This window comes from Hirschia maritima DSM 19733, from assembly GCF_000378345.1.
Classification (GTDB): domain Bacteria; phylum Pseudomonadota; class Alphaproteobacteria; order Caulobacterales; family Hyphomonadaceae; genus Hirschia; species Hirschia maritima.
On sequence record NZ_KB899544.1, the window covers coordinates 815,397 to 829,224 of the forward strand.

Sequence of the window (13,828 nt, forward strand, 5' to 3'; positions counted from 1 at the left end):
GTGCCAAGAATATGGCAATTAAAGTAGCCTTTTTTTAAACATCAAAAACTTTGACGCCGTCATCAGACACTGCGAGGGCGATTTTGCCTTCCTTCAGACGCAGTGCGAGATCACCAAAAACTTCACGTCTCCAGCCACGCATAGCAGCTACATCTGGCTCATCATCGCACGCAATACGTTCTACATCCGCGGCATTGGCGATTAATCTAGGTGCAACCTCAGCATCTTCCGCGACGTGCTTTAAAAGTACCTTCAATAGATCGCCCACGGCACCGGGTGGTGAAGTGTTATTAGGGCGTTTTGGTATTACAGGCGCATAATCATCAGGATTGTCTATGGCGGCATTAATCGCGTCCAGCAGTGTTTGGCCATGCTTAGACTTGGCAAACCCTTTAGGCACTGCTCTTAGGCGATCCATCGCATTTGCATCGCGAGGCTTTTGTTGAGCAATTTCCTGCACAGCGTCATCCTTGAGGATACGTGAGCGTGGTTTGTCCAGCTCCTGCGCAAGTCCCTCACGCCATTCCGAAACAGAAGCGATCAATGCCAGATAGTCTTTGCGAGGCTTACGAATCTTCATCCGTTTCCAGGCATTCTTTGGGTTCGTGTCATATGTCTGTGGATTGACTAGAATTTCGGTTTCTTCTTCGATCCACGCCATGCGATCTAGCTTTTCCAGCTTTGTCTTCAGCTTTACATAACAGTGACGTAGATGAGTTACATCTCCGCGCGCATAATCTAGCTGCTTGTCAGTAAGAGGGCGGCGCTGCCAATCTGTAAATTGAGAAGATTTATCTATTCGGGCCTTCAATAGTTGAGAGACCAAATTTTCATAAGAAACGGAATCGCCCAAACCGCAGGCCATAGCTGCAATCTGCGAATCAAATATTGGAGCAGGAGGAGTGCCGATCAGTTTTGTGAAGATTTCCATATCCTGACGCGCAGCATGAAAAACTTTCACACGCGATGTATCAGCCATAAGATCTAAAAATGGTTTTAAATCTATGTTTGGTGATAATGGGTCAATCAGGCAGTCAAACTCGAGTGTGGCTGCCTGAATCAGGCAGAGTTTCGGCCAAAAGGTCGATTCTCTGTGAAATTCAGTATCTACGGCGATAAATTCGCCCTTTTTCAGCTCCTCACAGGCTTTGATAAGCTCGTCAGTGTCTGCTACTAACTTCAATTCATCGCGGGTGTTTGATGGCACACCAGCTCCTTCCTAATCGCTATCGCTTGACAAGTGGCCCTAAAGGGTGTGCTTGTCCGCCAAACTTTCTCAACGGAGACTCCAAGAATGCACGCTTACCGTACGCACACATGTGGCCAACTAAGATCCGAACATGTAGGTGAAACCGTTCGCATAAGCGGTTGGGTTCATCGTAAGCGAGACCATGGTGGTCTGTTATTTATAGACTTACGCGATCATTATGGATTAACGCAATGCGTAGTTCAGCCAGATAATGCACATTTTGCCACTTTAGAGCGCCTTCGCGTCGAAAGTGTTGTATCTATCACAGGAAATGTGGTCGCTCGTTCTGAAGAAACTGCTAACGAAAACCTCGATACCGGAATGATCGAGGTGGTTATTGAGCAGTTAGAGATCCAATCTGCGGCTGACGAATTGCCTCTTCCTGTGTTTGGTGAGCCAGATTATCCAGAAGAGATTCGTTTAAAGCACCGTTATTTGGATTTGCGTCGTGACACTCTTCACAAAAACATTCAGCTTCGTGCAGATGTAATCACGTATTTGCGTGAACGTATGAAGGGGCAAGGCTTTACAGAATATCAGTCTCCAATTCTGACTGCATCTTCTCCTGAAGGCGCTAGAGACTTCTTGGTGCCTTCACGTATGCACCCGAACAATTTCTACGCTCTGCCGCAGGCCCCTCAGCAGTTTAAACAGCTGATGATGGTGTCCGGTTTCGACCGTTATTTCCAGATTGCACCATGTTTCCGTGATGAAGACCTTCGTGCAGACCGTTCTCTTGAGTTCTATCAGCTAGATATTGAGATGAGCTTTGTAACGCAGGAAGATGTATTCTCTGCAATCGAGCCTGTTATGCATGGCGTGTTCGATGAATTCTCGGGCGAAACAGAAGTAACACCTGCTCCATTCCCGCGCATCCCTTATAAAGAAGCAATGGAAAAATATGGTTCTGATAAACCAGATCTTCGTAACCCAATTGAGCTTTGTGATGTGACTGAGTTTTTTGCTGATGATAGCAAAACTGGTTTTGGCATATTTGCTAAGATTATCGCGGGTGGCGGTAAAGTTATTGCTGTGCCTGCACCAAAAGCGGCTGCTGAAAAATCACGTAAATTTTTCGACGACATGGACAAGTGGGCGAAGAAAGAAATGCAAGCCCCAGGTCTTGGGTATGCACGCCTGAAAGAAGCTGATGGCGGCGGCGTAGACAGCCAAGACCCGGTGTTGAAAAACTTCCAACCTGAGCTTCTTAACGAGCTATTGGAAAAAATGGGTCTTGAAGCTGGAGACGGTATCTTCTTCTCAGCTGGTAAGAAGTCTGATGCCTACAAGCTTGCGGGTGCTGCGCGTTTGAAAGTTGGTGAAGAGCTCGACATCGTTGAAAAAGACATCTTCAAATTCTGTTGGATTGTTGATTTCCCAATGTATGAATGGGATGAAGACAACAAGAAGGTGGACTTCTCACACAACCCATTCTCAATGCCGCAAGGTGGTTTGGAAGTTTTGGAAGCTGCTGACACAGACGAGAAAAAACTCGAAATTCTTGCGTACCAATACGACATTGTGTGTAACGGAACAGAGCTATCTTCAGGTGCTATTCGTAATCACCGCCCAGATATTATGATCAAAGCGTTCGAGCTAGCTGGTTATGGGCCTGAGGTTGTAGAACAAGAATTTGGCGGCATGCTGAATGCGTTTAAATATGGTGCACCTCCGCACGGTGGTATCGCACCGGGTATTGATCGTATCGTCATGCTTCTAGCTGGAGCTGACAACATCCGCGATGTGATCATGTTCCCAATGAACCAGCAAGGACAAGACTTGCTTCTAGGCGCTCCATCGCCAGCAGAAAATGCACAGCTGAGAGAACTTTCTCTCCGCTTGGTTCAAGTCGAGAAATAAAAAATCACTGTTGAAGTGGTGGATTAAGATTAGGAGGCAGTCATTTGTTATGGCTGCCTTTTTTTGCGCTTTATCTTCTGCACATACTAGCGCTTAAGCCTTTGGGTAGCTCGGTTGAAGCGTCGCAGTAGGCAGCAGATAGTTGGGCGCGTGTTAGGCCTTTGGCAGTCTTCAAGTATGAACCTGAAAGGATAGCGCCTTCGAGGTTCGCTCCTGTAAAGTCAGCTCCCCCAAACCAGCCACCAACGAGAGTTGCATCTTTTAGGTTTGCACCTTTCAAGTTCGCATCTTGCATGCGGATACCAAACATGTTGGCAACGCTTAGGTTTGCGCCCGAAAGGTTGGTTTTATCCATTGTTGCAATTTCAAGGTCGGCTTGGCGTAGGCGGGAACCGCTTAGGTTTCTGCCTGACAGGTCATCCATGCTGAAATCTGCCTGAAACAAGTTGCAGCCTGAACAAGATTTTGCACCACTTTTCACTGAAGCAATGTCGTTAGCATCCTGAGCGAAAGCAGGAGATGCGATGAGTGATGCAAAAGCAAGAGCAGTTAGGGCGCGTTTCATTTCGATACCTGTCTTCAAAGGATTCAACGATATTGTTTGTATCATAGCAATAATGAAGCCAGCTTGAATACGAGTGAATTCTAAGCTGTTTGCACCGTGGCACCACAAGCATCGCATATGGCAACTCCGTCATCTTCAACAAGAGTGAAATGACCGCAATTGGGACAAGCATCACCTAGATAATTGGGTTGATCTTCGTCATCTGGCACAGAAGGAGGAGTGATGGGAGCAGGGCGTGCAGCTTCAACATCTTGTTCAGCTTCTTCTGTGATCTCCATGTCGTCATTTGATCGGGCACCAGCGCCATCCAAGAACACGATGTTGTCAGGAATAGCGCCGCGACTAAATCCTTTGGAAATTAACTGCACAGCATCCTGCGGGGTAGGCGCATTGCGAGTTGAATCACCTTCTCCCTTGCCTAATCCATCTGAAGATAGACCATCCATTTCTGCAAGGTCTTCACGGTCAAGATAGGAAACAGCCAGTTCACGGAAAATATAGTCTAAGATAGAAGTCGCTGATTTGATCGAGTCATTACCTGTGACCTCACCAGCTGGTTCAAATCGGGTGAAAACGAATGCATCTACGAATTCTTCAAGTGGAACGCCGTATTGCAAACCGATGGAAATTGCGATGGCAAAATTGTTCATCAATGATCGGAAAGCAGCGCCTTCTTTATGCATATCAATGAATATTTCACCCAGATTCCCATTTTTGAATTCTCCTGTGTGAAGATAGACTTTGTGCCCACCGACAGAGGATTTTTGAATATAGCCCTTCCGGCGGTCTGGAAGACGTTCGCGAGACGCAAATTGGCCAGGCTCAACTTTAGTTTCTGGAGCCTGGACAGAGCTTGGAATTAAGGGTTGCGCTTGAGGTGGTGCAATTGTTTGTGTTTGTACAAATGCAGGTGGCGTTGATGCGCGCTTTTCAGCCTCTGCCAACCGCTCGAGAATAGTCTCGTTGATTTGCGGTTTGGATGGCTCAATACGAAGACTCAGGTCGTTCTCAATGGCTGCATCAAAACAAAGCTGAAGATCCTGCCGAGTTGCCGCAGAAGTTTCCTTCGTTGGTACGGTGAGTAGAAGAGGTGCATCGAAAACCTCTTTGATGCATAAGGCAAACCTTATGCAGGCACCTGCTCTTGCTTGGTGTGCAAGATAGAAGACATGTGCGAGATCTGAATTTGGATCTGAGACAGGCCGTCTACGACCTAGAACGGCAGAGCGACCTTCCTCTATTTCTCGTGCAGATATACCGAGCGCTTTTAAAAGTGCTTCGCCATCTGTTTCAAAAGCTTCAGGCGCAAGCCCTAGGCGTTTACGGATGGTGTCATCACCAACTACCCATCTTGAAAATGCGCTGCGCAGAGGCAAACCATCGCGGATGGCTTGCTCAATACGGTCCAACGCTTCATTGGTAAGGCCGCGTTCAGCCAACCGATTGCGTTCTAATCCGTCGATCTGATCTAATGACCGCGCACCAAGAACACGCAGAGCAACATCCTGTCTCTGGCTCTCTGTTGCTGCACTGTTGAGAGCCAAACCCGCACAATGAGAAAAGCGGTTTTCATCTTCTTCAGCTGAGGAAATTAGAGAAACTACTGGATCAACACCAAGGCTTTCAAGGTTTAACCAAGCGACCGCATCGGGCGATGGGCGCAAGAAAGCGAAGCGAATGCCTGATTTATCTTTTGCATCTGCAACGTGATATTCTTTGAGAATATTTGAAATCTCTTTGGCTCGGTTTCGGCCTTGCGGAGAATCGAAAGCCAATCCTTCAGACATGATAGTTGCTGCCAATCCAGCGACAATCACAACGATACCAGGGAAAGTTGCTTTTATATCCACTAAATCAGAGCGAAGAGATTCTTCTGCGAATGTTCTCTCATCAAAGTACGCTCCCAGATTCAGAACTAAAGCTGGAGCTTTGGCGTTGGGAGCGGTTTTAGTTGTGTGATTAACTTGGAGCCCAATTCTTAAACCAGCCAATCGGTTGGCAGCATCGGCAAGTTTTTCAGCTGATGCGTCTGACCAGTTGGTCAATCCTAGATGAACTGTTCCAGTGTCTTTTGCTGCGGCTGCTTGTTTCCTCAGTGCTGCTGCTGCTGCGCGAGGCCCGCCGGGAGTAGAAAGCGCAATTTCGAGAAGATCTGCATCGGCACCGCATCGCAATGCATCAGTGAGAGCATCTTCTGTGGGAATCCCTTCATCATCAGTATCGATGGTTAGACCTTCAAGGGCGTCTGCCAGAGACGCAAAACCTTGCGCTGTTGCAGCGCGTGCAGCGGCCACTGTTGCAGCTTCAGCAATGGCCATTTCAGCGCCACCCGATGATATGGGAGCGGGACTAACACTACCAATCGCTGTGCCAAGTGGAATAAGGGGGGATATACGCCCCTTTGTGAGAGCGTTTGTTATAGATGATTTTGCAGATGATTCGGCATCAATTGTAGCCAGACCATTGAGATAATCTGTTGCTTCAGCAGAGTTCATGGATGCCGATCTATCTGTTTTTAACCAGATTTCTCCCGCGGCCATAAGTGGAGCGAGCATTTGAGTCGGCTGTTTAGTCCTGCGTTGCGCCATAAAAAATCTCCCTGAATATGGTTAATCTGCGCAAATCAGGGCAATAGTGCAATATATGTTGTGTGAATGTGTGGTTTTTCCCACAAGATTTTGAATCACGTATGATTGATGAAATCAATGCGTGTTTCAAGGTGGACGTGGAGGCTCGGGATCACTACATTCACATCAAATCGCTAAAGGAGCGCTCATGTCTGTTATTGGCTGGTGGAAGAATGCGACTGTAGGAACTCGATTTGATGTGAATCGACGAGCAATTTTCATTGGTGAAGATGAGTGGGGCAATAAGTTCTATGAAGAAAAGAAACCGAGCCAAGAAAGCCGAAAACGGCGATATATAATTTACAATGGTGCTGCAGAGCCTTCTCGCGTGTCGGCGGATTGGCATGGTTGGCTTCACCATACTTTTGACAAACCTCCAACGGAAGAACCATTGGAGAAAAAGTCTTTCGAACAACCTCATCAGCCCAACCTGACAGGTACGCTGATGGCATACAAACCAAAAGGCAGTTTAGCGCGTCAGGATGACCGTACTAAGACTGCAAGTGATTATGAGGCATGGGACCCCAATGCGTGATTCAATGTTTGAAACGATAGTAGGTATCGTTGTTGTAGCTGTAGCAGGCGCTTTTGTCTGGTTTTCTATGCAGCAAACAGAAACGGCTGTCGGAAATGGCAGCTACGAACTGAAAGCTCAGTTCACTGGGCCCATTAACGGTGTATCCCAAGGAACAGATGTGCGTCTTATGGGAGTTAAAGTGGGAGTGGTGACAAGTGTGGAGCTTGATAAATCACGTCTTATTCCGATGATCACTTTGTCTGTAGCTGAAGGCATAGAATTGGATGAGGATACAACCGCAAAAATCTCATCCGACAGTCTTTTATCAGGGCCACACATTGCGCTATTGCCGGGCGGTGGCTTCGACATGCTTCAACCTGGTGATCAACTGACCTACACCAGTGGATCAGTTGAACTTGGACCACTACTGACTGAATTTGCAGGGCAATTGGATGGTCGTTTGAAAGATATTGCGGATGCGATTTCTGCAAATCGTTCCACAGCTGGCCAATAACAAGCTGAAAAACATAGAGTTTGACATATGCCCAACACATTTGGGCATATGATATTGCAATGATAGAATAGAATCGCGCTTTTACCGGAGTTTTCGATATATGCTGAAAAATAGTCTAACAGCGATCGCATGTGTTGGAATATTAGGAGTGCAACAGGCGTATGCATTGGATCCACGACCTGGAGTAAAAGTTCGTGCGCTGGAAAAAGTCACCGGTAAAGCAACTGATATTGAAATAGAATTGGACGACACCGTTCAATTTGGAGGTTTGGGGTTCACGGTGCGAGCTTGCCATCAATCGCCACCTGAAGAGCAACCGCCAGAATCCGCAGCATATCTTGAAGTAATTTCAATGGGTGTGAACGCGGAAACTGGAACAGCGAAAGATGATGATCCACGCTTGTTTTCTGGCTGGATGTTTGCAAGTTCACCTGGTTTAAACGCGCTGGAACACTCTCTTTATGATGTCTGGGTTATCAGCTGTAGTGCGGCCTTACCTGGGAGTGAAACCGCGCCTCTGGAGTTGTATGATGAAGCTGGATTAGGTTTAGATGGCAACACGTCTTCTGTATCTGCTGAAGCGATTTCGTCGGAAGTTTCCGATGGCTCCTCGGAGGATGGGGGTGCAGAATTGTCACTCGACAATGCAGAACCGATTTTTATAGAAGAAGCGGATGTCGTTGCATCTCCACCGTCTGAAACATCAAATTCTTCGTTTATTGATTCAATAGTGATTCCTGCACCGGATGCCTCAGACGAAATTTCAGATGAAGAACCTTCATTGGAACTAAGGAATAGGTCAGAGTAGAAGTTTCCTTCGATTCTGAGCGCGTCTGCTAATCTTTTTTGAAATTCTACACGCGTTATTTCTTCTGCACCAAGGCTAGCAAGGTGAGGGGTGATAAACTGTGTGTCGAGCAAGGCGTATCCACCTGCAATCAAACGTGCAACCAAGTGAACAAGAGCGACCTTTGATGCGTTGTTTTGCGTTGAGAACATGCTTTCACCAAAGAAAGCGCCTCCAAGGCTAACACCGTATAGGCCGCCAACGAGTTCGCCATCTTTCCAGCATTCAACGCTATGTGCATTTCCTTGCTTATGAAGGGCAGAATAAAGATTGATAATTGGAGTGTTGATCCAAGTTGATTCACGTCCTTCTGCAGGTGTCGCACACTCAATCATGACTTGAGTAAACGCTGTATCGAAAGTTACTTGGAACTCATCTCGGCGAACAGTTTTTCGAAGGCTTTTTGAAACATACAAACCGTCGAGGGGGATTATTCCCCTCAAATCCGGATCAACGATAAATACCTGACTGTCATCGGCGTCTTCCCCCATAGGGAAAACGCCGCGACGGTATAGGTTTAATAGGTCGTTTGGGCCGAAGCCACCAGTCATGTTTTAGGCCTTAAGCTTCTTTGGCCAGAAACTGCTCTAGCCAGTGAATGTCATAATCACCTTTGGCTACATCTTTGTTTTCAACAAGACGCAAGTGCAGCGGAAGTGTCGTTTCAACGCCTGAAACAACCATTTCATCCAAGGCACGCTTTAAACGAAGAAGGCATTCTTCACGCGTCATACCGTGCACGATTAGCTTACCAATCAAACTGTCATAGTGCGGCGGGATGCTGTAGCCAGTATACATTGCAGAATCCAGACGTACACCCAGACCGCCAGGAGCATGGAATTCCTTGACCGTACCTGGTGAAGGAACAAACGTCTCTGGATGTTCAGCATTGATACGACACTCAATTGCATGACCAAAGAATTGTACATCTTTCTGTTTAAAAGACAGTTTTTCACCAGCTGCGATACGGATTTGCTCTTGAACAAGATCCTTACGCGTAATCATCTCAGTAACAGGGTGTTCCACCTGAAGACGAGTGTTCATCTCGATGAAGTAGAATTCACCATCTTCCCAAAGGAATTCGATAGTCCCAACACCGCGATATCCAAGCTTTTTGATAGAAGCACAAACGCGCTTACCAATTTCTGTGCGTTCGGCGGCAGAAAGGGCAGGTGACGGAGCTTCTTCAAACACTTTTTGGTGGCGACGTTGAAGTGAACAATCACGCTCACCTAAGTGAACCACGTTACCATGCGTATCAGCTATAACCTGAATCTCGATGTGACGAGGTTTTTGAAGGTATTTTTCGATGTAAACGGCATCATCACCAAAGGCAGCTTTTGATTCGGTACGTGCAGTGCGGAACGCAGTTTCGAGGTCAGCCTCGGTCATTGCGACCTTCATTCCACGTCCACCACCACCAGCGGATGCTTTAATGATAACCGGATAGCCAATGTCTTTTGCAACTTTTTTAGCTGCAGCTACATCAGCCACACCGCCATCAGAACCAGGAACACAAGGCACTCCTGTACGGATCATGGCATCTTTAGCAGCAATTTTATCACCCATTAAGCGGATGTGATCTGCTGTAGGACCGATGAATGCTATGTCGTGAGCTTCTACGATTTCAGCGAATTTGGCATTTTCTGACAGAAAACCATATCCTGGGTGGATACCGTCCGCGCCTGTGATTTCAGCTGCTGCCATAATCGCAGGAATGTTCAGATATGAATTTGTAGATGGGGCAGGACCAATACATACGCTTTCATCAGCCAGACGTACATGCATTGCATTTCTGTCTGCTTCGGAGTGAATAGCGACGGTAGAAATGCCCATCTCTTTACAGGCGCGGTGAATACGCAGTGCGATTTCACCCCTGTTTGCTATGAGTACTTTTTTGATCATTGGGCCCAGCCTATTCAATGACGACGAGTGGCTCGCCATATTCAACTGGTTGACCATCGCTCACGAGAATTTCTTTAACAGTACCAGATTTTGGTGCGGTCACAGGGTTGAAGGTTTTCATAGCTTCAACAAGAAGGATTGTTTGGCCTTCTTTCACTGAAGTACCGACTTCAACAAATGGAGCTGCACCTGGTTCAGGAGCAAAATAGGCTGTACCAACCATCGGAGATTTTACAGCGTTTGGATTGTCAGCGGCAGGCGCTGCCGGTGCGGCTGCAGCGACTGGAGCTGCAGCAGCTACCGGAGCCGCAGGAGCGGCTGCTACTGGTGCTGCAGTTGCTGCATATGAAACTGCAGCAGGTTCAGGCATTGAAACGCGAATACGCAATTCGCCATGTTCAACTTCGATCTCGCCAAGATTTCCATCAGTTAAGATATTAGCAAGTTCGCGGATGAGTGCTGTGTCTAGCTTTTCCACTTTATCAGCCATGTGTTTTCTTCCATTTATTCACGAGCGAGACGGCCGCTTCGACGCTTAGGCTATATCCAGCAGATCCTAGACCGGCGATTACTCCGTCTGCGACTGGAGCGATATAGCTTTTTGCGCGAAATGACTCGCGAGAGTGTGGGTTGGATAGATGCAGTTCAATAATTGGAATTTCCAATGTCTTTAATGCATCGTGAATTGCGATGGAGGTGTGAGTATACGCTGCGGCATTTAAAATCAACGCAGAAGCACTAATTCTTGCTTCTTGAATCCAATCAATAAGCTCGCCTTCGTGATTAGATTGACGAAACGTAAGTTTCGCTCCTAATTCTTGAGCTTTTTTGCTTGCGATTTTCTCGATGTCTTTCAGTGAATCCTTGCCATAAATCTCAGGTTCTCTTTCACCTAAAAGATTTAAGTTTGGACCATTTAGACAAAAAAGATTAAGACTCATTATCACCCTCGTAGTTTTCGCAAACTCGCAAGATGAGAATAAAGACGCAAGCATGTTCTTGTGTAATTTTGAAGAAAAACGAAAAAAAACGATAGAAGAGACGTTAAAAATGCAGTTAATCCTTAATGGAAGTCCAAAAGAAACTGAAGAAGGTGTGACTTTAGGGCAATTCTTGAAAGAACTGGGATTGCCAGAGAAAGGACTAGCTGTAGAACGCAACTTAGAAATTGTTCCAAAGTCAGTTTATGATTCCACACAGTTGGAAGCCGGTGATCGCTTGGAAGTCATTCAATTTGTAGGAGGCGGCTGATGAGTGCTGATTCACAAACAAGAGATACGCTAACCATTGCTGGGGTTGAGTATAATTCTCGGTTGATCATTGGAACGGGAAAATATGCAAGCTATGAGCAGAATGCTCAGGCTGCTGAAGCTGCTGGTGCAGAGATAGTCACGGTTGCAATACGTCGTGTGAACGTGATGGATCCGACACAAGAACGATTGAGCGATCATCTTAGTCCTGAGAAATTCACCTATCTTCCAAATACTGCTGGATGTTTTACGGCAGAGGATGCACTTCGTACTTTGCGTTTGGCACGTGAGGCGGGTGGGTGGAAGCTGGTAAAGCTTGAAGTCCTAGCTGATCAAAAAACGCTCTATCCTGATATGGTTGAAACATTGCGTGCCGCTGAAGTCCTAATTAAAGAGGGTTTCGACGTGATGGTTTATTGTACTGACGACCCCGTTTATGCACGCCGTCTAGAAGATGCCGGATGTTGTGCAATCATGCCATTAGGTGCACCTATTGGATCGGGGCTGGGGATTCAGAACCCAATCAATATCCGTTTGATTGTCGAACAGGCTAAAGTACCTGTACTTGTTGATGCGGGCGTCGGAACAGCTTCAGAAGCTGCCATTGCGATGGAGCTTGGGTGTGACGGTGTGTTGATGAACACAGCCATTGCTGAAGCTAAAGATCCTATCCGTATGGCGCGTGCAATGAAACATGCAGTGATTGCTGGGCGCGAAGCATACCTTGCTGGACGTATGAAAAAGAAAATGTATGCGGATCCATCTTCGCCATTGGCTGGATTGATTTAGACAATAATACCGTTCTTTTAATCGGATTACGGATTTTATGCCTCGTATTATTTGGTCGATATGGCCGACAACCGGATTCATTGCAGTTTCAATAGCAATATTGAGTGCAGTGTTTTTGGGGGGCTTTTCGTGTTTTCAAAAGTGCGCCGTGAATGCGCCGATTGTTACAGAGTGGGAACTGACTTTTTCTGATGAATTTGATGGAGAAGGGCAGCCTGATCCAGAAAAGTGGATTTCGCAGGAATACAACAGAAAACCTAATTCAAACGGACCAGATGGCTGGTGGTCTAAAGATCAAGTCAGGCTTGATGGGCGCGGACATTTGGAGATTTTGGTTTCAGTTGTTGAAAATCAAAATGATGATCAAGACAATGATCCAAAGGACTATGCCACTGGCATGGTGTCTACAGAAGGAATTTTTGAACAGAAATTCGGTCGTTTTGAAGCAAGATTAAAAGGGCCAAGGCAGACTGGCTGGTGGGGCGCCTTTTGGTTGTTCTCTGATGCTGTCGAGCAGATAGATGGTTCAGGCCGAGATGGCACTGAAATAGACATTATCGAACTTTTTGGCGGACTTCGTAGTCCACAACATGCCTTGCATTGGGATGGATATGGCAGAGCTCATCAAGTGAAAGGCAAAAAGCTTTGGTTTCTTTCTGATACAGATGAGTGGCATACATACGCGCTGGAATGGACGCCTGAGGCTTATGTCTTTTTTGTTGATGGAAAAGAGACATGGCGCAGCAGGGCAGGCGGTGTTTCGCAGTCAGCAGTTTGGCTGAAATTCACAGGAGAAATTGCCACTGACAAGAATACCCAAGAATATTGGTCAGGTAAAATCAATGATTTGAATTATCCAGATCGTTTTTTAATTGATTGGGTTCGGGTGTATCAGCAGAAATCAGAAAACTGATTTCCGCTGAATAATTTGATCTTGGCAGCAGATGCGCTAGCCGCGCGCTTCGCGAAGGTGTTTCTCCAAAAGTGGAATATTCGCACCTGATACGAATTTACCGTTCAGATAGAAGCTAGGCGTGGCCATAATATCAGCTTTTTGTGCGAGCTTCATAATATCATCAAGTTGACGATACACTTTTGCACTTTCCATATCTGTGGATAGCTGCTGAACATCAATGCCTTCATTCTCTGCAATTTTTAGAATTCTGCCTTTGGTGAGGCCGTTTGCTTTCATCAAGGCAATGTGCATTTCAATGTATTTGCCCTGATTGTTTGCTGCGAGTGCAGCGCGGGCTGCGAGTGCTGATGTCTTGGAACCTGAATCGAGCACTGGAAGTTCAACAAAGATAAAGCGAACATCTTTTTCGTTTGCTTGTTTTAAAGCCCAATCAGTCGAGCGTTTACAGAAACCACAATTGTAATCGAAAAACTCTATGACAGTAATGGGTGCGTTTTCATCCCCAAGTGATGGTAGGTTTTCCATTTCAAGGAATGCAGGGTAGAATTCCTCTTTTCGTTTGGCATCAGCAAGTTCTTCTTTCGCTTCCAATGCCTGTAGGGCTTCAATAATAACTTCTGGGTTTTCGACGATGTATTCGTGAACGATTTTTTCCAGCGCAGCTTTGTCTTTCTTAGATATTTCAGACGTTGGCTCGGATACAGCTTGAGCGCAGCACGATGTAAGTGCGATTGCTGCACCAGCGATAGTAGTTTTAAAAAAAGAGCTATTTAGCATTGCCAAGACATT

Annotated in this window: 14 protein-coding genes and 1 pseudogene; 7 read left to right on the forward strand and 8 right to left on the reverse strand. The window is 46.3% G+C overall.

Features of this window, described 5'->3' with window-relative positions:
• Window positions 1-34: 34 nt before the first annotated feature.
• Entirely contained in the window at window positions 35-1,207 is a 1,173-nt protein-coding gene (gene rnd / locus F551_RS0103880) for a ribonuclease D (protein WP_018996172.1), read from the reverse strand.
• 87 nt (window positions 1,208-1,294) lie between these two features.
• On the opposite strand from rnd, the gene aspS reads away from it, so the two are divergent.
• A complete protein-coding gene (gene aspS, locus F551_RS0103885) occupies window positions 1,295-3,109 on the forward strand; it encodes an aspartate--tRNA ligase (RefSeq protein ID WP_018996173.1) in 1,815 nt (604 codons plus the stop codon).
• Window positions 3,110-3,179: 70 nt separating this feature from the next.
• On the opposite strand, the gene F551_RS0103890 is transcribed toward aspS, so the two are convergent.
• The gene (locus tag F551_RS0103890; RefSeq protein ID WP_233355201.1) at window positions 3,180-3,791 is read right to left on the reverse strand and encodes a pentapeptide repeat-containing protein; all 612 of its coding nucleotides are present in this window, start codon (window positions 3,789-3,791) and stop codon (window positions 3,180-3,182) included.
• A complete protein-coding gene (locus tag F551_RS0103895; protein ID WP_018996175.1) occupies window positions 3,755-6,262 on the reverse strand; it encodes a TSCPD domain-containing protein in 2,508 nt (835 codons plus the stop codon). Before F551_RS0103895 ends, F551_RS0103890 begins: the two co-directional genes overlap by 37 nt.
• A 187-nt stretch (window positions 6,263-6,449) precedes the next feature.
• Here F551_RS0103895 and F551_RS0103900 point away from each other — a divergent pair, with 187 nt between their 5' ends.
• From F551_RS0103900 to F551_RS17620, 3 genes and pseudogenes are all read left to right on the forward strand, one after another.
• Complete coding sequence (locus F551_RS0103900) at window positions 6,450-6,836, forward strand: NADH:ubiquinone oxidoreductase subunit NDUFA12 (RefSeq protein WP_026296634.1); 387 nt, start codon at window positions 6,450-6,452, stop codon at window positions 6,834-6,836.
• Entirely contained in the window at window positions 6,829-7,332 is a 504-nt protein-coding gene (locus F551_RS0103905) for an MlaD family protein (protein ID WP_018996177.1), read from the forward strand. The genes F551_RS0103900 and F551_RS0103905 overlap by 8 nt, the downstream gene beginning before the upstream one ends.
• Before the next feature lie 100 nt (window positions 7,333-7,432).
• A pseudogene (locus F551_RS17620) lies at window positions 7,433-7,756 on the forward strand (DUF2155 domain-containing protein); the annotation flags it as partial.
• Window positions 7,757-7,791: 35 nt separating this feature from the next.
• Here F551_RS17620 and aat read toward each other — a convergent pair.
• From aat to aroQ, 4 genes are read right to left on the reverse strand one after another with little or no spacing between them, the layout of a single operon-like run.
• Window positions 7,792-8,730, reverse strand: a complete 939-nt coding sequence (gene aat / locus F551_RS16185) for a leucyl/phenylalanyl-tRNA--protein transferase (protein ID WP_018996178.1) — start codon at window positions 8,728-8,730, stop codon at window positions 7,792-7,794.
• A 10-nt stretch (window positions 8,731-8,740) separates the two neighbouring features.
• The gene (gene accC, locus F551_RS0103915) at window positions 8,741-10,084 is read right to left on the reverse strand and encodes an acetyl-CoA carboxylase biotin carboxylase subunit (protein ID WP_018996179.1); all 1,344 of its coding nucleotides are present in this window, start codon (window positions 10,082-10,084) and stop codon (window positions 8,741-8,743) included.
• Between the two features lie 10 nt (window positions 10,085-10,094).
• Entirely contained in the window at window positions 10,095-10,574 is a 480-nt protein-coding gene (gene accB / locus F551_RS0103920) for an acetyl-CoA carboxylase biotin carboxyl carrier protein (protein WP_018996180.1), read from the reverse strand.
• A complete protein-coding gene (gene aroQ / locus F551_RS0103925; protein WP_018996181.1) occupies window positions 10,567-11,025 on the reverse strand; it encodes a type II 3-dehydroquinate dehydratase in 459 nt (152 codons plus the stop codon). The genes accB and aroQ overlap by 8 nt, the downstream gene beginning before the upstream one ends.
• A gap of 52 nt (window positions 11,026-11,077) precedes the next feature.
• Here aroQ and thiS point away from each other — a divergent pair, with 52 nt between their 5' ends.
• The 3 genes from thiS to F551_RS0103940 are packed head-to-tail and all read left to right on the forward strand — an operon-like array spanning window position 11,078 to window position 13,036.
• Window positions 11,078-11,335 (forward strand): sulfur carrier protein ThiS, encoded by a 258-nt coding sequence (gene thiS, locus F551_RS0103930; protein ID WP_018996182.1) that lies wholly within the window; start codon window positions 11,078-11,080, stop codon window positions 11,333-11,335.
• Entirely contained in the window at window positions 11,335-12,123 is a 789-nt protein-coding gene (locus tag F551_RS0103935; RefSeq protein ID WP_018996183.1) for a thiazole synthase, read from the forward strand. The genes thiS and F551_RS0103935 overlap by 1 nt, the downstream gene beginning before the upstream one ends.
• Window positions 12,124-12,160: 37 nt before the next feature.
• Entirely contained in the window at window positions 12,161-13,036 is an 876-nt protein-coding gene (locus F551_RS0103940; RefSeq protein WP_018996184.1) for a glycoside hydrolase family 16 protein, read from the forward strand.
• Between the two features lie 36 nt (window positions 13,037-13,072).
• On the opposite strand, the gene F551_RS0103945 is transcribed toward F551_RS0103940, so the two are convergent.
• Complete coding sequence (locus tag F551_RS0103945) at window positions 13,073-13,816, reverse strand: DsbA family protein (RefSeq protein WP_018996185.1); 744 nt, start codon at window positions 13,814-13,816, stop codon at window positions 13,073-13,075.
• Window positions 13,817-13,828: the final 12 nt, after the last annotated feature.

Coding starts and splice junctions, on each gene's coding strand:
- aspS (WP_018996173.1), top strand. CDS start 1,295: ATGCACGCTTACCGTACGCACACATGTGGCCAACTAAGATCCGAACAT.
- F551_RS0103890 (WP_233355201.1), bottom strand. CDS start 3,791: ATGCGATGCTTGTGGTGCCACGGTGCAAACAGCTTAGAATTCACTCGT.
- F551_RS0103895 (WP_018996175.1), bottom strand. CDS start 6,262: ATGGCGCAACGCAGGACTAAACAGCCGACTCAAATGCTCGCTCCACTT.
- F551_RS0103900 (WP_026296634.1), top strand. CDS start 6,450: ATGTCTGTTATTGGCTGGTGGAAGAATGCGACTGTAGGAACTCGATTT.
- F551_RS0103905 (WP_018996177.1), top strand. CDS start 6,829: ATGCGTGATTCAATGTTTGAAACGATAGTAGGTATCGTTGTTGTAGCT.
- aat (WP_018996178.1), bottom strand. CDS start 8,730: ATGACTGGTGGCTTCGGCCCAAACGACCTATTAAACCTATACCGTCGC.
- accC (WP_018996179.1), bottom strand. CDS start 10,084: ATGATCAAAAAAGTACTCATAGCAAACAGGGGTGAAATCGCACTGCGT.
- accB (WP_018996180.1), bottom strand. CDS start 10,574: ATGGCTGATAAAGTGGAAAAGCTAGACACAGCACTCATCCGCGAACTT.
- aroQ (WP_018996181.1), bottom strand. CDS start 11,025: ATGAGTCTTAATCTTTTTTGTCTAAATGGTCCAAACTTAAATCTTTTA.
- thiS (WP_018996182.1), top strand. CDS start 11,078: ATGTTCTTGTGTAATTTTGAAGAAAAACGAAAAAAAACGATAGAAGAG.
- F551_RS0103935 (WP_018996183.1), top strand. CDS start 11,335: ATGAGTGCTGATTCACAAACAAGAGATACGCTAACCATTGCTGGGGTT.
- F551_RS0103940 (WP_018996184.1), top strand. CDS start 12,161: ATGCCTCGTATTATTTGGTCGATATGGCCGACAACCGGATTCATTGCA.
- F551_RS0103945 (WP_018996185.1), bottom strand. CDS start 13,816: ATGCTAAATAGCTCTTTTTTTAAAACTACTATCGCTGGTGCAGCAATC.